17 protein-coding genes and 1 pseudogene are annotated in these 20,861 nt (G+C 65.6%); 9 read left to right on the top strand and 9 right to left on the bottom strand.

Features of this window, described 5'->3' with window-relative positions:
- Window positions 1–83: 83 nt before the first annotated feature.
- The 6 genes and pseudogenes from ACVMIH_RS17780 to ACVMIH_RS17755 form a co-directional block, all read right to left on the bottom strand.
- Window positions 84–845 carry a slipin family protein gene (locus ACVMIH_RS17780; protein ID WP_028332707.1) on the bottom strand — a complete coding sequence of 254 codons (762 nt, stop codon included), beginning with the start codon at window positions 843–845 and terminating at the stop codon, window positions 84–86.
- A pseudogene (locus ACVMIH_RS17775) lies at window positions 842–2,252 on the bottom strand (NfeD family protein). The gene ACVMIH_RS17780 and the pseudogene ACVMIH_RS17775 overlap by 4 nt, the downstream one beginning before the upstream one ends.
- A 114-nt stretch (window positions 2,253–2,366) precedes the next feature.
- Window positions 2,367–3,296: a 4-hydroxy-tetrahydrodipicolinate synthase gene (dapA, locus tag ACVMIH_RS17770; RefSeq protein WP_057014868.1), complete on the bottom strand. Its 930-nt coding sequence runs from the start codon at window positions 3,294–3,296 to the stop codon at window positions 2,367–2,369.
- Between the two features lie 21 nt (window positions 3,297–3,317).
- Complete coding sequence (locus ACVMIH_RS17765) at window positions 3,318–3,572, bottom strand: hypothetical protein (RefSeq protein WP_057015086.1); 255 nt, start codon at window positions 3,570–3,572, stop codon at window positions 3,318–3,320.
- A 174-nt stretch (window positions 3,573–3,746) separates the two neighbouring features.
- Window positions 3,747–4,022 (bottom strand): hypothetical protein, encoded by a 276-nt coding sequence (locus ACVMIH_RS17760; protein ID WP_456782150.1) that lies wholly within the window; start codon window positions 4,020–4,022, stop codon window positions 3,747–3,749.
- 13 nt (window positions 4,023–4,035) lie between these two features.
- A complete protein-coding gene (locus tag ACVMIH_RS17755) occupies window positions 4,036–4,500 on the bottom strand; it encodes a hypothetical protein (RefSeq protein ID WP_057014870.1) in 465 nt (154 codons plus the stop codon).
- A gap of 492 nt (window positions 4,501–4,992) precedes the next feature.
- Here ACVMIH_RS17755 and ACVMIH_RS17750 point away from each other — a divergent pair, with 492 nt between their 5' ends.
- From ACVMIH_RS17750 to ACVMIH_RS17720, 7 genes are all read left to right on the top strand, one after another.
- Window positions 4,993–5,082, top strand: coding sequence for a K(+)-transporting ATPase subunit F (locus ACVMIH_RS17750; RefSeq protein ID WP_016846764.1), 90 nt, complete (start codon window positions 4,993–4,995; stop codon window positions 5,080–5,082).
- Window positions 5,083–5,201: 119 nt separating this feature from the next.
- Window positions 5,202–6,905 (top strand): potassium-transporting ATPase subunit KdpA, encoded by a 1,704-nt coding sequence (gene kdpA, locus ACVMIH_RS17745; RefSeq protein WP_057014871.1) that lies wholly within the window; start codon window positions 5,202–5,204, stop codon window positions 6,903–6,905.
- A 23-nt stretch (window positions 6,906–6,928) separates the two neighbouring features.
- Entirely contained in the window at window positions 6,929–9,040 is a 2,112-nt protein-coding gene (kdpB, locus tag ACVMIH_RS17740) for a potassium-transporting ATPase subunit KdpB (protein WP_057014872.1), read from the top strand.
- Between the two features lie 113 nt (window positions 9,041–9,153).
- Window positions 9,154–9,759 carry a K(+)-transporting ATPase subunit C gene (locus tag ACVMIH_RS17735; RefSeq protein WP_057014873.1) on the top strand — a complete coding sequence of 202 codons (606 nt, stop codon included), beginning with the start codon at window positions 9,154–9,156 and terminating at the stop codon, window positions 9,757–9,759.
- A gap of 39 nt (window positions 9,760–9,798) precedes the next feature.
- Entirely contained in the window at window positions 9,799–12,510 is a 2,712-nt protein-coding gene (locus ACVMIH_RS17730) for a DUF4118 domain-containing protein (protein ID WP_456862689.1), read from the top strand.
- Complete coding sequence (locus tag ACVMIH_RS17725) at window positions 12,507–13,196, top strand: response regulator (protein ID WP_057014875.1); 690 nt, start codon at window positions 12,507–12,509, stop codon at window positions 13,194–13,196. Before ACVMIH_RS17730 ends, ACVMIH_RS17725 begins: the two co-directional genes overlap by 4 nt.
- 148 nt (window positions 13,197–13,344) lie before the next feature.
- On the top strand, window positions 13,345–13,587 hold the full coding sequence (locus ACVMIH_RS17720; RefSeq protein ID WP_057014876.1) for a DUF6496 domain-containing protein: 243 nt from the start codon (window positions 13,345–13,347) through the stop codon (window positions 13,585–13,587).
- Between the two features lie 112 nt (window positions 13,588–13,699).
- Here the strand turns inward: ACVMIH_RS17720 and ku are convergent, their stop codons facing one another.
- On the bottom strand, window positions 13,700–14,587 hold the full coding sequence (ku, locus tag ACVMIH_RS17715) for a non-homologous end joining protein Ku (protein ID WP_057015087.1): 888 nt from the start codon (window positions 14,585–14,587) through the stop codon (window positions 13,700–13,702).
- A 116-nt stretch (window positions 14,588–14,703) separates the two neighbouring features.
- On the opposite strand from ku, the gene ligD reads away from it, so the two are divergent.
- The gene (gene ligD, locus ACVMIH_RS17710) at window positions 14,704–17,346 is read left to right on the top strand and encodes a DNA ligase D (RefSeq protein WP_057014877.1); all 2,643 of its coding nucleotides are present in this window, start codon (window positions 14,704–14,706) and stop codon (window positions 17,344–17,346) included.
- Between the two features lie 79 nt (window positions 17,347–17,425).
- Here ligD and ACVMIH_RS17705 read toward each other — a convergent pair whose 3' ends face one another.
- Window positions 17,426–17,590, bottom strand: coding sequence for a DUF3309 family protein (locus tag ACVMIH_RS17705; protein ID WP_076823921.1), 165 nt, complete (start codon window positions 17,588–17,590; stop codon window positions 17,426–17,428).
- A gap of 168 nt (window positions 17,591–17,758) precedes the next feature.
- Here ACVMIH_RS17705 and ACVMIH_RS17700 point away from each other — a divergent pair, with 168 nt between their 5' ends.
- A complete protein-coding gene (locus tag ACVMIH_RS17700) occupies window positions 17,759–18,067 on the top strand; it encodes a polyhydroxyalkanoic acid system family protein (RefSeq protein WP_038382949.1) in 309 nt (102 codons plus the stop codon).
- A gap of 9 nt (window positions 18,068–18,076) precedes the next feature.
- On the opposite strand, the gene treY is transcribed toward ACVMIH_RS17700, so the two are convergent.
- A complete protein-coding gene (gene treY, locus ACVMIH_RS17695; protein WP_456862684.1) occupies window positions 18,077–20,857 on the bottom strand; it encodes a malto-oligosyltrehalose synthase in 2,781 nt (926 codons plus the stop codon).
- Window positions 20,858–20,861 lie beyond the last annotated feature (4 nt).

Below are 20,861 nucleotides of genomic sequence, written 5' to 3'. Positions count from 1 at the left end.
GTGGAGAGGTCGCGACGCCTACGAGACCCACGATCCCGAGCGCGCCGACCTTGAGCGACCGTCGTTTCTGCTCCCAAGCCAGTTCACGTCGCTTCACGTCGCGGCGCCAGGTGATCGAGAAGGTTCATCGGCAGCGGGAAGACCACGGTCGAGGAGCGCTCGCCGGCAATGTCGTGCAGCGCCGCGAAGTAGCGCAGCTGCATCGCTTGCGGCTCCTGGGCGAGGATCCGGCCGGCCTCGACCAGCTTCTCGGCGGCCTGCTGCTCGCCCATCGCGTTGATCACCTTGGCGCGCCGCAGCCGTTCCGCCTCGGCCTGCTTGGCGATCGCCCGCACCATCGTCTCATTGAGATCGATATCCTTGATCTCGACCCCGGTGACCTTGATGCCCCAGACGTCGGTCTGCCTGTCGAGGGTCTCCTGGATATCGGCGTTCAGCTTGTCGCGTTCCGCCAGCATCTCGTCGAGCTCGTGCTTGCCGAGCACCGAACGCAGCGTGGTCTGCGCAAGCTGGCTGGTCGCAGCCATGTAGTCGCTGACCTTGATGATGGCGCGCTCGGGATCGACGATGCGGAAGTAGAGCACGGCGTTGACCTTGACCGAGACGTTGTCGCGCGAAATCACGTCCTGTGGCGGCACCACCTGCACCACCACCCTGAGATCGACCTTCACCAGCTGCTGCACCACCGGAATCAGGATGATGAGCCCCGGGCCCTTCACCCCGGTGAAACGGCCGAGCGTGAAGATGACGCCGCGCTCGTATTCGCGCAGCACGCGCACGGCCTGGGTCAGGAATACGATGATCAGCAGCGCGATCGCCGCATAGGTGAAATAATCAAGCATCATGCCTTACCTCCCTCGCCGGGAGAGGCCGGCGTGCGCCGTACCACCAGCGTCAAATCGATGATGTTGGCGACCTCGACCGTGTCTCCCGCCGCGAATGTCTCGGTGCTGCGCGCTTGCCAGCGTTCGCCGTTGGTGAAGACGTGACCCGTGGTCTCGGACCAGTCGAGCACTTCGGCCGATAGCCCGCGCATGGCTTGCGCACCGATCCGCACCGGGCCCTTGCGCGCCCGGCGGAGCGCGCCGAGCACGACGAGAATGAGCCCCGTGAACATCGCGGCGACGATGCCGATGACCGGCCATGACAGCCGGTAACCGGGCGCCTCGATCCGAAACAGCATGGCTGCTCCAAGCACGAAGGCGACTATTCCTCCGAGGCCGATCACGACGGTCGGGTTGAAGGCTTCGATTGCGAGCAGCGCGATCCCAACCAGCATCAGGGCGAAGCCCCGCGTAGTTGATCGGCAGCATGTTGAGTGCGTACAGACCGAGCAGCAGGCAGATCGTCCCGACAACCCCGGGCGCCACGGCACCGGGCGACATGAACTCGAAGATCAGGCCGTAGATGCCGACCATCAGGAGAATGAATGCGATGTTAGGGTCGGTGATGACCGCAAGCGCGCGCGCGATCCAGGTGGGATCGATGGCCTCGATCGCGGTGTCCGTGGTCGCCAGGCGTTGCGTCTTGCCGCCGGGAAGCTCGATGGTCCGGCCATCGACCTGCCTGAGCAGGTCGGCCGGATCGCGCGCGGTGAGATCGATGACGTTGGCCTGCAGCGCTGCGTTGGCGGAGAGGGTGGCGGCATCGCGCACCGCCTTCTCGGCCCAGTCGGCATTGCGGCCGCGCAATTCGGCGAGGCTGCGGATGAAGGCAACGGCATCATTCGTCACCTTCGCCGTCATGGCATCCTTGGTTTCGGACGGATGGCCGCCGTCCTTCTGGTCCTTGCCGCCCTTGTCCGGGGTGCTGCCCGGCAGCCCCGGTATCGGGCCGCCGATCTGCACCGGCGTCGCGGCGCCGATATTGGTGCCGGGCGCCATGGCCGCGAGATGGGTCGCATAGAGGATATAGGTCCCGGCGCTCGCGGCATGGGCGCCGGATGGCGCAACGTAGCCGACCACGGGAACGGGCGAGGCCAGCACGTCGGCGATGATCTCACGCATGCTGGTGCTGAGGCCGCCCGGCGTATTCAAACGCAGGATAACAATTTCGGCGTGGCGCTCGGCGGCCTTGGCCAGGCCGTCCTTGACGTAGCTGGCCGCTGCCGGCCCAATTGCCCCGTCGATTGAAATGGTCAGGGCAAGATGGCTGTTGTCCGCGGCCGGACCGGGACGGATGGAGACAACCAGAGCGACCAGGACGGTCGCAACAACGAGGGCCGCCTTGAAGGTGGTGTGCACGGCAAGCACTCCCTTGCCGTGGATATGGGGCGCCGTTTCGGAACCTCAAGTTGGCGCCGCGTCACGGGCACCGTGTGCTGATCGCATTGTGCATTGCGATGGGTTATGTCGGGTCGGCAAATCTCAATGCGCGGCTGCGAGGTACTCGTCGGCAAGCTCAGCCATCGCCTGCGAGACCTCGGCCTTTGCCGACCCGTTCAATTGCACGATCGGCAGTCGCGTCGTCGGCGGCATGAATCCCAGAAGCGACAGCGCGAACTTCAATGCGGCGGGATGCTCGCGCTCCAGCAAGGTCGCAAGCGGCACCAGCCGCTGGTGCAACTCCCGCGCCTGATACAACCGTCCCTCGCGGAAATGCCTGTGAACGGCCACGTACAGATCGGGCGCGACGTTCGTCACGACCGAGATGCAGCCATCGCCACCGGCGGCGAGCCAGGCCAGCGAGGAGGCGTCGTCGCCGGTCAGCATCCGGAACGTCGCCGGCAGGCGTGAGCGCAGGCGCGCCAGCCGGGCAACGTCACCGCTGCCGTCGCGCAAACCCACGAAGCGTGGCGATGCGGCGAGCTCGAGCAGGGTCTCGTCGGCAAGGCCCTTCACCGTGCGCGACGGAATGTCGTGCAGGATGACAGGCAGCGTGGTGGCCGCGGCGACCGCGTGGAAATGCGCCGCAGTGCCCCGTGGCATCGGCTTGTTGTAATAGGGGACGACCGACATGACGGCATCGGCGCCGGCCGCTTCCGCTGCCCGGGTGAATGTGACGGCGCGATCGGTCGCGTTCGATCCGGCGCCGGCGATGATGCGAACCCGCTTGCGCGCGACGCCGGCCGCGATCCGGACCAGCTGCGCACGTTCCGCGGGCTCCAGCGTCGCGCTTTCACCTGCGGTCTCGCCGACCACCAGCGCGGTGGCGCCGGCCGCGATCTGGCGCTCGCACAGCCGGCCGAACGCGTCCACGTCGATCTCGCCCCGATGGTTGAAGGGGGTCGGAAGATCGGGGATGAAGCCCGACAGCCATCCGGCCGTGTCGGCTTTCGCAGCCGTTTGCCAGGTCATGTTTGTCAAGTCATGGGTGGCTCACGCCACGCGGATTGCGGGGAAGCTCGCGGTCTCGCCGCGCATATCGAGCTCGATCTCACGCGAAAGCTCGACGATCATTTCAGGATGCTGGCCGTTTTCGAACAGCGCGTATTTGACGGCCTGGGCGCGGTTGACGAACAGGCCGCCATAGAGGCCGTTCTGTTGCTGGGCGACCCACTGGCCGCGATGGTTGCGGCCGATGAAGACGACGGTGGACGCGGCGCTACACGAGGGAGGTTCGACGAGTTTCACGGTGGTGGTCCTTCTTTTTGTTTCTGACGCGTTTTCCTCGCGCGAACCGGTATCCGGCTCGCTCGAAAACGCTTCAGTCACGGTCACGCGATCAATGTCTGATTTGCGGGATATGAAATCGAGCGCGTGCGAGCAGCGACTTCATAGGAGCGGCATAGGATTTGTGAGGATGGTCTAGAGGCGCTGGACGATGCCGCTGCCGAGCGCGCACAGCGCGACATAGGCGGTCATCTCGTCCCAGTGATTGAGGTTTGCGGCAAACGGCATTTCGCGCTTGGCGATCCCGGCGAAGGCGCAGATCACGGCCGACATCCACAACAGCGTGACGAGGCCCTTGCCGAAGCCAGCGCCGGCGAACACGGCAAAGCCGATCATGATGGCGAGCCGGAAGCCGAACCGGACCATGACCTGGACCGACTGCAGCTGCCGCGGCAGTTGTTTGGTGTCCACGGCCGCGCCGCCGTCAGCCGATATTGTCGACGAACAGCGGCTCGTACAGCGCGCGCGTGTCGCGACGGACGGTCGGCACGCTGGTTCGGCTATCGGGCGTCGAGATGCGCTGCGCCTCCACGAAGGCGCTGAGGATCGCGAGTGCAAGATCGGTGTGGTGGGTCTCGATCGACTGGTCGAGCCAGTCCGGCAGCTCGCGTTCGCGTGACAATGCGCAGTGCCACTCGCCCTCGTCATAGACCAGGCGGCGGATCTGCCATTGCGGCAGTTCCAGATCGAGCAGCGCGATCGCGGCGTCGGTCCAGGCGCCCGACTGGATCAGCCGCTCGACCTGGCGGGTCTTGCCGCTCTGTCCGACCGAGGGAAAGCGCCGGCAGGTCTGGCTGATGATGTCGGCCATGAATTCGGCTGTCACCGCATAGGCGTCGCGCAGCCGGTCGCCGAGATCGATGGAGGTGTTCTGGGAAAGTACGGACATGGCGTCATCTCGTCTTGCGCGGCCCAAGAAATCCAAGCTCAAGGCATTGGCCGCACGCTCAAAATGGCCGGAGTGCCATTTGAAAACGAGATGAGGCGGGGGACGGAGATATAGGCATTCCATAAAGACACGTCGTCCCGGCGAAGGCCGGGACCCATAACCACCGATTTCAGTTTTCGTGTCGCGCTGGGCCCAGCCATCACAAAACTCGGCCCTGTGGTTATGGGTCCCGGCCTTCGCCGGGACGACGGCTGCGCAGCTCGTGGCACTTATAGGATTCCTATAACGTCCTTACTCGCCACCTCTCGAAAACCTATGTCCCGGATGGCACCTCACGGCCATCCGGCGCGGGACGCCTATGCAATGGCCCGCGCCCTGTGACGCATAGGAGTCTCACATGATGGACATTCTCATGGCGGCGCTTGCGATCGGCTTCTTCGCGGCCGGCATCGGCTACGCCTACGCCTGCGAACGGCTGTAACGGAGGCGGCGATGATCTTCGATTACTCGCTCGCCGGCCTCGTCTCGCTCGGCCTGCTGTTCTACCTCACTTACGCATTGCTGCGGCCCGAACGCTTCTAGGCGGCCCGCGATGTCAGCGCTTTGCACAATTCTGTTAGCCGACGCGATGCTGACCGGGCTGTTGCTCGGCTTGTTCGCGTCGATGCTGCGCTTCGCTCCCATTCGAAAGGTTTGACGCAATGACCGTCATCGGCTGGATTCAAATTATTCTGTTCTGCGCGATCGTTGCCGCGCTGGTCAAACCGCTCGGCTGGTACATGACCCGCGTGTTCAGCGGCGAGCGCACCTTCCTGTCGCCCGTGCTGCGCCCGGTCGAGCGTGGCATCTACTGGGTCGGCGGCGTCGACGAGCGGCGCGAGCAGCACTGGCTGACCTATACGGTCGCCATGCTGCTGTTCCATGTCGGCGGCTTCGCCATCATCTACGGCCTGATGCGGCTGCAGGCAGTGCTGCCGTTCAACCCGGCCGCGCAATCGGCGGTCGCGGAGGACCTCTCCTTCAACACCGCGATCTCCTTCATCACCAACACCAACTGGCAGAACTACGGCGGCGAGAGCACGCTGTCCTATCTGGTCCAGATGGTCGGCCTCACCCACCAGAATTTCCTGTCGGCGGCGACCGGCATCGCGCTGGCGATGGCGCTGATCCGCGGCTTCACCCGCTCGTCGATGCGCACCGTCGGCAATTTCTGGGTTGATGTCACGCGCTGCACGCTCTACGTGCTGCTGCCGATCTGCGTCGTCTACGCGCTGTTCCTGGTCTGGCAGGGCATGCCGCAGACGCTCGGCGCTTATGTCGACGCCACCACGCTGGAGGGCGGCAAGCAGACCATCGCGCTCGGGCCCGTGGCCTCGCAGGTCGCGATCAAGATGCTCGGCACCAATGGCGGCGGCTTCTTCAACGCCAACGCCGCGCATCCGTTCGAGAATCCGACCGCGCTGTCGAACCTCGTGCAGATGGTCTCGATCTTCGCACTCGGCGCCGCCATGACCAACGTGTTCGGCCGCATGGTCGGCAACGAGCGCCAGGGCTGGGCGATCTTCGCCGTGATGGGCATCCTGTTCGTCGCCGGCGTCACCGTCACCTACTGGGCGGAAGCCAACGGCACCTCGGCGCTGCACGCGCTCGGTCTCACCGGCGGCAACATGGAGGGCAAGGAGGTCCGCTTCGGCATCGTCGCGTCCTCGCTGTTCGCCGTCGTCACGACTGCCGCCTCCTGCGGCGCGGTCAATGCCATGCATGACAGCTTCACGGCGCTCGGCGGCATGATCCCGCTGATCAACATGCAGCTCGGCGAGGTCATCATCGGCGGCGTCGGCGCCGGCTTCTACGGCATGTTGCTGTTCGTCGTGCTGGCGATCTTCGTTGCCGGCCTGATGGTCGGCCGCACTCCGGAATATGTCGGCAAGAAGATCGAGGCGCGCGAGGTCAAGATGGCGATGCTCGCGATCCTGGTGCTGCCGCTGATGTATCTCGGCTGGACCGCGGTCGGCGTGGTACTGCCGTCGGCGGTGGCCTCGATGGCGAACTCCGGCCCGCACGGCTTCACCGAGGTGCTGTACGCGTTCACCTCGGCGACCGGCAACAACGGCTCGGCCTTCGCGGGCCTCACCGGTAACACCCTGTTCTACAATCTGACGCTCGCCTCCGCGATGTTCGTCGGCCGCTTCTTCATGATCGTGCCGGCGATGGCCATTGCAGGTTCGCTGGTCGAGAAGAAGTCGATCCCGGCCTCGGCGGGCACCTTCCCGACCACCGGCGGGTTGTTCGTCGGCCTCGTCATCGGCGTGATCCTGATCATCGGCGGTCTCACCTTCTTCCCAGCGCTGGCGCTCGGGCCGATCGTCGAGCACCTCGCCATGAACGCCAACACCCTGTTCTGATCGAATTGTCCGGAGTGACAACCATGGAAACCACAAGACTGCAAAAGCAGGTGACGGCGTCGACCATGTTCGACCCGAAGATCCTGGTGCCGGCGATCCGCTCGGCCTTCGTCAAGCTCGATCCCCGCCTGATGGCGAAGAACCCCGTGATGTTCGTGGTCGAGGTCGTGGCCGCGTTGACCACGGTGATCTTCGTCCGCGACCTCGTCACCGGCAGCGCCAATCTCGGCTTCACCTTCCAGATTATCCTCTGGCTCTGGTTCACGGTGCTGTTCGCCAACTTCGCCGAGGCCGTTGCCGAAGGCCGCGGCAAGGCGCAGGCGGAATCGCTGAAAAAGACCCGCACCGAGAGCCAGGCCAAGCTGCTCACCGGCACCGACCGGACCTATCGCATGGTGCCCGGCACCTCGCTGAAGGTCGGCGACGTCGTGCTGGTCGAGGCCGGCGACAACATCCCGTCCGACGGCGAGGTGATCGAAGGCGTGGCCTCGGTCAATGAAGCCGCGATCACGGGTGAATCCGCACCTGTGATCCGCGAGTCCGGCGGCGATCGTTCCGCGGTCACCGGCGGCACCCAGGTGCTGTCGGACTGGATCCGTGTCCGCATCACCGCAGCCCAGGGCTCGACCTTCATCGACCGCATGATCAAGCTGGTGGAGGGCGCCGAGCGGCAGAAGACGCCGAACGAGATCGCGCTCAACATCCTGCTGGCCGGCCTCACCATCATCTTCGTGTTCGCGACGGTGACGATCCCGAGCTATGCGGCCTATGCCGGCGGCTCGATTTCGGTCGTGGTGCTGGTGGCGCTGTTCGTGACGCTGATTCCGACCACGATCGGCGCGCTTCTGTCGGCGATCGGCATCGCCGGCATGGACCGCCTGGTGCGCTTCAACGTGCTGGCGATGTCTGGCCGCGCGGTGGAGGCTGCCGGCGACGTCGATACGCTGCTGCTGGACAAGACCGGCACCATCACGCTCGGCAACCGCCAGGCGACCGCATTCCGTCCGATCCGCGGCGTCGCCGAGCAGGACCTCGCCGACGCAGCGCAGCTTGCCTCGCTGGCCGACGAGACGCCGGAAGGCCGCTCGATCGTGGTGCTCGCCAAGGAGAAATACGGCATCCGCGGACGCGACATGCATGAGCTTGCCGCGACCTTCGTGCCGTTCACCGCGCAGACCCGCATGAGCGGCATCGATGCCGGCACGTCGTCGGTCCGCAAGGGCGCGGTGGACGCGATCCTTGCCTATGTCGACGGCGGCTCGCCCCGCACCGTCGCCTCGGGCAACACCGTCCGCGCGGTCGCGGCGACGATGAGCGCCGAAGCGCGCGAGATCCAGTCGATCGCCGACGAGATCGCAAAGGCCGGCGGCACGCCGCTGGCCGTCGCCAAGGACGGCAAGCTGCTCGGCGTCGTGCACCTGAAGGACATCGTCAAGGGCGGTATCCGCGAGCGCTTTGCCGAACTGCGCCGCATGGGCATCCGCACCGTGATGATCACCGGCGACAACCCGATGACCGCGGCCGCGATCGCGGCAGAGGCCGGCGTCGACGACTTCCTGGCGCAGGCAACCCCCGAGGACAAGCTCAAGCTGATCCGCGACGAGCAATCCAAGGGCAAGCTGGTCGCGATGTGCGGCGACGGCACCAACGACGCGCCGGCGCTGGCGCAGGCCGATGTCGGCGTCGCCATGAACACCGGCACGCAGGCCGCCCGCGAGGCCGGCAACATGGTCGACCTCGATTCCAACCCGACCAAGCTGATCGAGGTGGTCGAGATCGGCAAGCAGCTGCTGATGACCCGCGGCGCGCTGACCACGTTCTCGATCGCCAACGACGTCGCGAAGTACTTTGCGATCATCCCGGCGATGTTCCTCGCGTTCTATCCGCAGCTTCAGGTGTTGAACGTGATGCACCTGGCGAGTCCGCAAAGCGCGATCCTGTCGGCGATCATCTTCAATGCGCTGATCATCATCGCGCTGATTCCCTTGGCGCTGAAGGGCGTCAAGTATCGCGCGGTGGGTGCCGGCGCGCTGCTCGGCCGCAACCTGATGATCTACGGTCTCGGCGGCATCGTCATCCCGTTCATCGGCATCAAGGCGATCGACCTCGTCGTCGCCGCCTTGGGCCTGGCTTAACCACAGCGTCATTGCGAGGAGCGAAGCGACGAAGCAATCCATCCATCCGTTATGCCGATCCATGGATTGCTTCGCTTCGCTCGCAATGACGAAAGAGATTTAGGAGACCAGTCATGCTGAAAGAAATCCGCCCCGCCATCCTCGTGCTGGTCCTGCTGACCGCGATCACGGGCCTTGCCTATCCGCTCGCCATCACCGGCATCGCCGGCGTCATCTTCCCGCGCCAGGCGCAAGGCAGCCTGATCGAGCAGGACGGCAAGGTGATCGGCTCCGCCCTGATCGGGCAGGAGTTCAAGGAAGATAAATACTTCCATGGCCGGCCGTCGGCGACGGTCGCGCCCGATCCGAACGACTCCACGAAGACAGTGCCGGCGCCCTACAACGCGGCCAATTCCGGCGGCTCCAACCTCGGCCCGACCAGCAAGGCGCTGAACGACCGGGTCAAGGAGGATGTCGAGAAGCTGAAGGCGGAGAACCCGTCCGCCAGCGTGCCGGTCGATCTTGTGACCACGTCGGGCAGCGGGCTCGATCCGGATATCTCGCCGGACGCCGCGCTGTTCCAGGTGCCGCGGGTCGCCAAAGCGCGCAGCATGTCCGAGGACGCAGTGCGTGAGCTGGTGACGCAGAACACGCAGGGCCGCTTCGCCGGCGTGATCGGCGAGCCCCGTGTTAACGTTCTTGCGCTCAACCTGGCGCTCGACGCGGCAAAGCCAAAATAGGAGAGTAGGCTGCCCCTCGCAGGATGACTATATTGCGGTATGGCCAATCAGCGCGACCCTGACAAACGACCCTCGCCGGATGCGCTGCTGGAGGCGGCGCGCCGGGAGACCGATCGATCGGGACGGCTGAAGATCTTCATCGGCGCCGCCCCCGGCGTCGGCAAGACCTACGAGATGCTCTCGAGCGCCCACGCCCGCCTGAAGGCGGGCGTCGACGTCGTGGTCGGCGTCGTCGAAACCCACGGTCGGGTCGAGACCGAGACGCTGCTCAGGGGTCTCGAGGTGCTGCCGCGGAAGCGGCTGACCTATCGCGACCAGACGCTAGAGGAGATGGACCTCGATGCATTGATCGCGCGGCGGCCGCAGCTCGCGCTGGTCGACGAGCTCGCCCATACCAACGCGCCGGGCAGCCGGCATCCCAAGCGCTATCTCGACGTCGAGGAATTGCTGTCGAACGGCATCGACGTCTACACCGCGATCAACATCCAGCACATCGAGAGCCTCAACGACGTCGTCGCGCAGATCACCCATGTGCGGGTGCGCGAGACGGTGCCGGACTCGGTGGTCGATCGCGCCGATGCGATCGAGCTGATCGACCTGACGCCCGACGACCTGATCCAGCGGCTCAAGGAGGGCAAGGTCTATGTGCCCAAGCAGGCCGAGCGGGCGCTGGAACACTATTTCTCGCCCGGCAATCTCACCGCGCTGCGCGAGCTGGCGCTGCGCCGCACGGCCGAGCGGGTCGACGAGCAGCTGCTCAACCACATGCAGGCCAATGCGATTGCCGGACCCTGGGCCGCCGGCGAGCGCATCCTGGTCTGCCTGAGCGAGGATCCGCGCGCGGCCGGCCTCGTGCGCTACACCAAGCGCCTCGCCGACCGGCTGCATGCGCAATGGACCGCGGTCAGCATCGAGACGCGGCGCAGCCTGCAACTTTCCGACGAGCAGCGCGACCGGCTGGCCGACACCATGCGGCTCGCGGAATCGCTCGGCGGCGAGGCGCTGACGCTGCCCGGCGTCGGCCGCCGTATCGCCGACGACGTCATCAATTTCGCCCAGGCCAACAACGTCACCCAGATCATCATCGGCAAGTCGACGCGCTCGCGCTGGTTCGAGTTGACGCATGGATCCGTGGTGCACGATCTGGTGCGCCGCGCCGGCAATATCAGCGTCAACGTGATCGCCGGCGACGAGCTGCCGGTCGGCAAGGCGGTGGTGCAGACCGCGCAGCGGCAGGAGCCGTTCAATCCGCGGCCCTATCTGATGGCGCTGCTGCTGGCGGCGCTCGGGCTCGGCGCGGCCAAGCTGATCCAGCCGTTCTTCGGCATCGAGAATGTCGACCTCGTCTTTCTCACCGCCGTGGTCGGCGCCGCGGCGCGCTACGGCCTCGGGCCGTCGCTGCTGGCGAGCGTCGCGGCCTCGCTGTGCTACAATTTCTTCTTCCTGCCGCCGGTCTATACCTTCACCATCACCGACCCGACCAATGTCGCGGCGTTCTTCTTCTTCATGCTGATCGCGCTGCTGGTCTCCAACGTCGCGGCGCGGGTGCGCACCCAGGCCGACACCGCGATCAGCCGGGTCCGCACCACCGAATCGCTCTACGCCTTCAGCCGCAAGCTCGCTGGCACCGCGACGCTGGACGACGTGCTGTGGGCGACCGCCTACCAGATTGCGCTGATGCTCAAGGTGCGCGTGGTGCTGCTGCTGCCGGAGGACGGGATGCTGACCGTCAAGAGCGGCTATCCGCCGGAGGATCAGCTCGACCAGGCCGATCTCGCCGCCGCCAACTGGGCCTGGGGCAACGACCGTCCGGCCGGCCGCGGCTCCGACACGCTGCCGGGCGGCAAACGACTGTTCCTGCCGATGCGCACCGGCCGCGGCCCGATCGGCGTGATCGGCATCGATGACGACCGCACCGGGCCCTTGCTGACGCCGGACCAGCGCCGGCTGCTCGACGCGCTGGTCGATCAGGGCGCGCTCGCAATCGAGCGCGTGCTGCTGGTCGAGGACATGGATCGCGTCAAGCGCACGGTGGAATCCGACCGGCTGCGCGGCGCGCTCCTGACCTCGATCTCGCACGATCTCAAGACGCCGCTGGCCTCGGTGCTCGGCTCGGCCTCGGCGCTGCGCGACCTCAGCGCCAACCTGAGCGATGCGCAGAAGCACGATCTGCTCGCCACCGTGATCGACGAGTCCGAGCGGCTGAATCGGTTCATCGCCAATCTGCTGGACATGACCAAGCTGGAATCCGGCGCGATCGTGCCGAACACGGCGCGCCATGATGTCGGCGAGATCGTCGGCAGCGCGCTGCGGCGGGCGAGCAAGATCCTGGTGCATCACCGGGTGTCGCTGGAGCTCGCGGCCGACCTGCCGATGCTGGAGCTCGACGCCGTGCTGTTCGAGCAGGTGCTGTTCAACCTGCTCGACAACGCTGCCAAATACGCCCCGTCGGACACCACGATCTCGATCCGCGGCGCGCGCGATCGCGACACCATCGCGCTGCAGATCCTCGATGAAGGCAACGGGATTCCCGCGGCCGAGCTCGAAAGCGTGTTCGACAAATTCTATCGCGCCGAGAAGGGCGACCATGTTCGCCCCGGAACCGGCCTCGGGCTTGCGATTTCGCGCGGCTTCGTCGAGGCGATGCGCGGCACGATCGCGGCGGCCAACCGCGCCGACCGCAGCGGCGCCGTCATCACCATCCGCCTGCCGATCCCTGCCGACACCAACGCGCTGGACACTGCTGCATGAACGCGACGCCGATCAAGGTCCTGGTCATCGACGACGAGCCGCCGATCCGCAAGTTGCTGCGGATGGGGCTGAGCACGCAGGGCTATGACATCCTCGAGGCATCCAACGGCAAGCTGGCGCTGGAGATGCTGGGTGAGGGACCGGCGCTGATCATCCTCGACCTCGGATTGCCCGACATTCAGGGCCATGACCTCTTGCGCATGATCCGCGGCCGCAACGAGAGCGTGCCGATCGTGGTGCTGTCGAGCCGCGGCGACGAGGCCGGCAAGGTGCAGGCGCTCGATCTCGGCGCCGACGACTACCTGACCAAGCCGTTCGGCATGGACGAATTGCTAGCGCGGCTGCGCGCGGCGCTGCGGCACCAGTTGCAGGTGCAGGGCGAGCGGCCGGTGTTTCGCTCCGGCGATCTTTCGGTCGATCTGGTGCGCCGGATCGTCAAGGTCGGCGACAAAGAGATCAAGCTGTCGCCGAAGGAATACGACCTGTTGCGCGTGCTGGTTCAGCATGCCGGCAAGGTGCTGACCCACCGCTTCCTCTTGAAGGAATTGTGGGACGAACTGACCGACGCGCAATATCTGCGCGTCTATGTGCGCCAGCTCCGCCAGAAGATCGAGGCCGACCCGGAGCGTCCGCAATTCGTGCTGACCGAGACCGGCATCGGCTATCGGCTGCGCGCGGCGGACTAACATGTGGCCCGGATGAGCGAAGCGATATCCGGGGCATCTCCCGCATGTCGCTGCGCTCATGCGGGCTACGTTGGTGCCGTCGCCCGACGACACCAGACGGAACTTTCGCTGCCATCGAGGCTTGTTTTCCGTTAGCGGGAGACAAGCCATGGCAAGGAAATATTCGCGGAAGGCATCGGGCGATGTCGAGCGCGCGATGAAGAAACGCAAGGCAGGCACGCTGCGCAGCGGCCGCTCCAAGAAGAAGGTGAAGAGCCGCAAGCAGGCGATCGCGATCGGCCTGTCCGAGGCGCGTGCCAAGGGCAGGAAGGTGCCGAAGAAGGCGTCCAAGAAGAAGACGGCGAAGAAGCGCAAGACTGCCAAGAAGCGGAAGAGCTCGAAGAAGAAGTAGCGGACGAGTTGCATCCATCCGTCATTGCGAGGAGCGTAGCGACGAAGCAATCCATCCCTCCGCGTATGTGGAGAGATGGATTGCTTCGCTGCGCTCGCAAGGACGAGAGATCTCACCCCGCCTTGCGTCGCCGCGCGCTTGACCGGTGCGCCTTCTTGGCGGCGCGGCGATGCGGGGTCGGGCGGCGCGCGGTGGAGCGCGAGCGCCTTGCGCCGCTCTTGCCGCCTTTCAGGCTCTGCTGCAGCGCGTCCATCAGGCTCACGACGTTGCTTGGCTTCTCCTCGCGCTCGGCGGCCTTGATCGGCTTGCCGGCCGCCTTGCGGCGGACCAGGGCCTTCAGCGCGGTCTCGTACTCGTCCTTGAATTTCGACGGATCGAAATGCGCGGCCTTGCTGTCGAGGATATGGCCGGCGAGCTCGATCATGTCCTTCGTGACCTTCGGGCTCCTGATGTCGTCGAAATAATCGTCGGCGTCGCGCAGCTCGTAGGGGTAACGCAAGGTGGTGCCGAGCATGCCCTTGTCGAGCGGCTCGATCGCGATCACATGCTCGCGGTTGGTCAGCACGATCCGCGCCAGCGCGACGCGGTCCTGATCCTTCATGGCGTCGCGGATCACCGCGAACGCGTCGACGCCGGCCTTGCCGTCGGGCCTGATGTAGTAGGGGTGGTCGAGATAGCGCTTGTCGATCTCGCCCTCGGGCACGAAGCTGTCGATGTCGATGGTATGGTTGCTCTCGATCTGCACCGCTTCGAGCTCGTCCTTCTCGATCTCGACATATTTGCCCTTGCTGACCTCGTAGCCGCGGCCCTTCTGATCGCCCTCGACAACGTCGCCGGTCTCGGTATCGACCATCTGCTGCTTCAGCCGGTTGCCGGTCTCCCGGTTGATCATGTGGAAGCGGGTCTTCTCGACCGCGGTCGAGGCCGGGTAGAGCGCCACCGGGCATGACACCAGCGAGAGCTTGAGCGTGCCTTTCCAGTAGGCGCGGGGAGCGGCCATGATCGCCTCCAAACAGCTTGAGTTTGGAACTTGAACGGATACCGTGGGTTTTGGTTCCTGATGGCCGCACGGAGGCGGCGGCCGTCGTTTGCGCCGAGGGTTTGCCGAGGTTTGTTGTGTCGCTGAGAAACCTGTCCACCTATCGCAAGAAGCGCGACTTCGAGAAGACCAGCGAGCCGTCGGGCGACGTCAAGGTCGCACCCAGCAAGCAGCGGCGCTTCGTCATCCAGAAGCACGACGCGACGCGGTTGCATTACGATCTGCGGCTCGAATTCGATGGCGTCTTCAAGTCCTGGGCGGTGACGCGCGGGCCCTCTCTCGATCCGCATGACAAGCGGCTGGCGGTGGAGGTCGAGGATCATCCGCTCGACTATGGCGATTTCGAAGGCACCATTCCCGAAGGCCAGTACGGCGGCGGCACGGTGCAGCTGTGGGATCGCGGCACTTGGGAATCGGACGATCCCGAGCGCGGCTTCAAGAAGGGCGACCTGAAGTTCACGCTTGAGGGCGACAAGCTGCACGGCAGCTGGGTGCTGGTGCGGATGAAGGGCGACCGCTTTGGCGGCAAGCGCACCAACTGGCTCCTGATCAAGCACCGCGACGAATATGCCGTTGACGGCAACGGCGAGGAGATCCTCGACGAAGACCGTTCGGTCGCCTCCGGACGCTCGATGGCGCAGATCGCGGCCGGCAAGGGCCGGGCGCCGAAGCCGTTCATGCTGGCCAAGGGCAACGGCAAGGCCAAGGCGGACGCGGTCTGGCAGTCCAACCACGGCATGGCTGCGGACGCGCGCGCCAGGACCAAGGCGCCGGCGCCCAAGGAGCGGCTGAAAGTGACGCGGCAGGCGAAACCGAAGCAGGTATCGGAGATGCCCGATTTCGTCGCGCCGCAGCTCTGCGCCGCGGTGGAGTCTCCACCCAATGGCACGGGCTGGTGCCACGAGATCAAGTTCGACGGTTACCGCGTGCAGCTCCGCGTCGAAGACGGCGAGGCCGTGCTGAAGACGCGCAAGGGGCTCGACTGGACCGCCAAGTTCGGCGCGATCGTGAAGGAGGCGGAGAAGCTGCCCGACGCGCTGATCGATGGCGAGATCGTCGCGCTCGACAAGAACGGCACGCCGCATTTTTCGACGCTGCAGGCCGCGCTCTCCGACGGCAAGACGGATCGGCTGATCTTCTACGCGTTCGACCTGCTGTTCGCCGGCACCGAGGACCTGCGCCCGCTGCCGCTCGCCGAGCGCAAGACGCGGCTGAAGCAATTGCTCGCGGCGCGCAAGGGCAAGAACCCTCTGATCCGCTATGTCGAACATTTCGAGCAGCGCGGCGAGGCGGTGCTGGAATCCGCGCGCAAGCTCGGCCTCGAAGGCATCGTCTCCAAACGGCTCGACGGTGCCTACCATTCCAGCCGCTCCGACGACTGGACCAAGGCAAAAATCCGCGCCGGCCATGAGGTGGTGCTCGGCGGCTGGAAGACCACCAATGGCAAATTTCGCTCGCTGATGGCGGGCGTCTATCGCGGCGATCATCTGGCTTTTGTCGGTATCGTCGGCACCGGCTTCGGCCAGGACACGGTCCGCCGCATTATGCCGGCGCTGAAGGCGGCGGAGGCGGACAAGAGTCCGTTCGGTGGCAAGGACGCGCCGAAGAAGACCCGCGACGTGCACTGGCTCAAGCCGGAGCTGGTCGCCGAGATCGAGTTCGCCGGCTGGACCGACGCCGGCAATATCCGCCAGGCCGCCTTCAAGGGCCTGCGCCAGGACAAGCCGGCGCACGAGGTCGAGGCCGAGCGGCCGGTTGTAACCAAAGTGGTGAAGCCGATGGCCAAGGGCGCGGCGAAGAAGGGTACCGGGAAGGCGTCCAGCGAGGTGATGGGCGTCGTCATCTCGCACCCGGACAAGGCGCTGTGGCCCGATGCGGGCGATGGCGAGCCGGTGACCAAGCTCGACCTCGCGAACTATTTCGAGGCGGTCGGCGAATGGATGATCTCCTATCTCAAGGGCCGGCCGTGCTCGATCGTGCGTGCGCCCGACGGCATCAAGGGCGAGACCTTCTTCCAGCGTCATGCGATGGCCGGCACATCAAAACTGCTCAAGCTTGCGAAGGTCTCGGGCGACCGTAAACCCTATTTGCAGATCGACCAGATCGAGGGCCTGGCAGCAGTCGCGCAGCTCGGCGGTCTCGAGCTGCATCCCTGGAATTGCGCGCCCGATGCCTATGACACGCCGGGCCGGCTGGTGTTCGATCTCGATCCCGCGCCCGATGTTGCATTCACCGACGTGATCGACGCCGCCAAGGACATGCGGCAACGGCTGAGCGCGGTCGGCCTCGAAAGCTTCTGCAAGACCACCGGCGGCAAGGGGCTGCACGTCGTCACACCGCTGCTCGCAGGCAGCAGGGACAAGGTGACGTGGAAGGAAGCCAAGGCGTTCGCACAGGCGGTCTGCCAGTGGATGGCGCAGGACGATCCCGAGCGCTATCTGATCAACATGTCCAAGGCCAAGCGCACGGGAAAGATCTTCCTCGACTATTTGCGCAACGACAGGATGTCGACGGCGGTCGCGGTGTTGTCGCCGCGGGCGCGTCCGGGGGCGACAGTGTCGATGCCGCTGACCTGGCCGCAGCTGCGCGGTGATCTCGATCCGAAGAAATTCACGCTGCGCACCGTGCCGGCCTTGCTCGCGAAGACGAAGGCCTGGGATGGCTACGAGGACGCAGCGTCGTCGATCAAGTCGGCGATGAAGAAGCTCGCGGCCAAGTAAGCGCCGTCCAACGAAGCACCACCCGCTTTCGCGGGTGATGCTGGTCGTCGATATCGGCAGGACGCAACGCTACCAAGGGCTACAGTCGTCCCATCAGGAGCAGGATCAGCAGAATCACGACGACCAGGCCGAGCCCGCCGCCGCCGTAATAGCCGGTACCGTAAAACGGTCCGCCGCCGATGCCGCTGAAGCCGCCAAGCAGCGCAATGACCAGGATGATGAGAATGATCGTTCCAATTGACATCTAGCGTCTCCTCAGCCCCGCGGGCCCGTCTCGTTTCTGCCCTTCGGGAAGGAAAACAACCCGTAACTGTGAAGGTTCCGGAGTTGGCGCTGTGATAAACCTGTGTGGTTCTTCCGTTTGCCTTGGAACAGAACTACATCAACCAAACCCACGGAGGAGTGCATCGCAATGTCGGCGCCGCTGATCGTTTCGATACCCCATAGCCTCGGCCGCGACGAGGCGATGCGCCGCTTGAAAACGGGCCTGTCGCGCGCGACGGCGAACCTGCCGGTCATAAGCGTCGACGAGGAGCGCTGGGACGACAACCGGATGAGCTTTCGTGTCCGGGCGCTGGGGCAGGTCGCGGCCGGGCATGTCGATGTCGAGGATGCCCATGTGCGCGTCGAGGTGACGCTGCCGTGGCTGCTGCAACGGTTCGCCGAGGTCGCGCAGGTGGCGATCCAGAAGCGCGGGAAATTGCTGCTGACCAAGCGCTGACGCAGGACGTCAGGCGTGCGAGCGGGCCGGCCTTGCGGTGCGTTTCGTCCCCGCGACCTTTGTCTTGAGCACGGCAACCGGCAGATTGCCGAACAGTTCCGGGAGCTGAATCCGGGTTGCGCCATCCCTGAGCGCATATCCAGCCGCGTCGATTTCACCCTCAAAAGCCTCGGGGCGCGGCCAGCTGCGGCCGCCCTGCGTGAACGGGGCGAATGACCTTGCCACCGCAACGATGGCCGCCTCGCGGCCATGGCGCCGCGCGAAGGCAATGACGTGATCGCGGTGCGGGCCGCTGACGGCGAGCGGCATGTAGTCGCCGCTGGTGAACACATCGGCCATCTCGTTGCGGAGCCGGAGCAGATGCCGCGTCCATGCGAATTTGAGGCGGCCGTCGCGCCAGTTTTGCGCCAGCGCATCCCAATCCGGCATCTCCAGTGCGGCGAGCATTCCCGCCCGTTCGGTAAAGTCGACCGGGCGGCGGTTGTCCGGGTCGACCAGCGAAAGATCCCAGCTTTCGGTGCCCTGGTAGAAATCCGGCACGCCCGGCATGGTTGCCTTCAGCGTGATCTGGCTGAGCGAATTCAGCGCGCCGATCAACGCGGTCCGTTGCGCCAGCGTCCCCAGCGCATCGAGGAATTCCGGCGAGGTCTTGCGATCGAGGATTCGCTCGATAAAGGCTTTCACGCCGGCCTCGTAAGGCTGGTGCGGATTGAGCCAGCTGGTTTCCTGCTTGCCCTCGCGCGCCGCCTTCAGCGCGTAGGCCTGGATGCGGGCGGCGAGCGACGCATCATCGGGATCCCAGGCGCCGAGCAGGGCCTGATACAGCATGTATTCGAACGTCGCCGATGGCGCGCGCATCTCGCCGTCGAGCACCAGATGCGGCGCATTCAGCACCTTCCAGCGCGCCACCGCGCTGGTCCATTCGCCGGGGATTTCCGCAAGCGCCATTATGCGGGCGCGGGCGTCCTCGCCGCGCTTGGTGTCGTGGGTCGCGGTCGCCGTCATGCCGTGCGGCCATTCGCGGGCGCGGGCCTGCATCATGGCGTGGAAGGTCTCGGGCGCGATCGCGCTCGCCGCCGGATCGCCGCCAACCTCGTTGAGCGCCAGCAGTCGGTGATAGCGATAGAAGGCGGTATCCTCCAGCGACTTCGCCATCATCGGCCCGGTGAATTGCTGCACTTTCAGCGCGAAGCGCCGGACCCGCGGCGCGCCATGCGGCGGCCGGCCGGGCTGCAAAAGGTCCATGGTCAAGGCATCGCGCAGGAAATCGAAGATACCCTCGTCGGCGGCGAACCAGTCGGCGCGAGCGCGCTCGATGGTCTCGCTGATCAGCGTGCGGTCATGCGCGGCGGGGCCGGAGGCGGTCAGATAGGTGCGATAGACCGGAAAGTGCAGCACATAGAGCTCGAGCGCCTGCCGCAGACTGTCGCCGGAGAAGTCGCGGGTCGAGTAGTGTCCGCTGGCAATGCGCGCAAGCAGCCGCGCCAGCACGGTGAATTCGCTGGTGAGTAGCGTCTCCAGCACGCGTTGCTTGGCCTCGCGCAACACCGGCGTCAGGTTCGGCGACTGGTTGCTGATCTGGCGCCAGATCTCGTTCAGTGGATCGAGGCCGCGACCGTCGACCAGTGCCTGGCTGATCGTGTTCATCCATTCATAGCCGGTGGTGCCGTGAACGCCGCTGAATTTCGGCAGCTTCTCGTCCTCGCCGAGGATCTTCTCGATCACCATGTAGAACGGCCTGGCCTTCGCGCCCTGCGCGGAGCGGATCAGGCGGCGCAGCCGCTGGAAGTACTGCGCGGGATCGCGCAGGCCGTCGATATGGTCGAGCCGCAGGCCCTGCAGCCGGTCTTCGGCGATCAGCCGCTTCACGAGGCTGTGGCTCGCCTCGAAGGTCGCGGCGTCCTCGACCCTGAGGCCGGCCAGCGTGTTGACGTCGAAGAAGCGGCGATAGTTGATGTCGCTGGACGCCAGCCGCCAGTGGCCGAGCTTGTAGTGCTGGCGTTCCAGCAAATGATGCAGGGCCAGCGTCTGGGTCGGGCGGTCCTCGCCGGCGCGATAGGCATCGAGGCCGCGTGCGATGATGTCGGCGCCGCCCTCGATCGCCTTGATCGCCGCCTTCAGCGCCGGCGCTTCGACGCGGTTGGGGCGACGCAGCGCCCGGTATTGCGCGGCGAGCTCGAGCATCGCGCGTCCGGTCGGGCTGTCTTCGGCCGCGGCCTCGCGGACGATGGTGCGCAGCACCTCGCCATAGCGCTCCGGCGCGATCGGCAGGCGGTGCTCGAAATACCAGGCCGAGAAGCTGCCCTCGTTCGCGTCATAGCGCAGCTCGATGTCGCCGCGCTCCAGCGCCTGGCCATAGGACGAGCCGAGGATCGGCAACAGCACGCCGCCGCGCGCGCGATAGGGCAGCTGGTCCCAGTCGATGTCGAAGGAGACCGCGTGCGGCGACGCCGGTCCCCATTCCAGCACATCGAGCCACCACGGATTGTCGGCGAAGTGAACGCCGACATGGTTCGGCACGAAATCCAGGATCAGGCCGAGATCATGGCGCTTCAATGCGTCGCTCAGCCGCGCAAAGCCCTCCTCGCCGCCGAGCTCCGGATTGAATTTGGTGTGGTCGACGACGTCATAGCCGTGGGTCGAGCCCTTGCGCGCCTTCATGAAGGGCGACGCATAGACATGGCTGATGCCGAGCGCCTTCAGATACGGCGCCACGCCGGCGGCGGCATCGAAGTCGAAATCGGCAGTGAGTTGCAGACGGTAGGTTGCGATCGGGATCGCCGGAGGCATTGTG

The organism is Bradyrhizobium sp. USDA 4503 (genome assembly GCF_054055815.1).
Note: the sequence above shows the minus strand (reverse complement) of the source record. Positions and strands in the feature narration are given on the sequence as shown.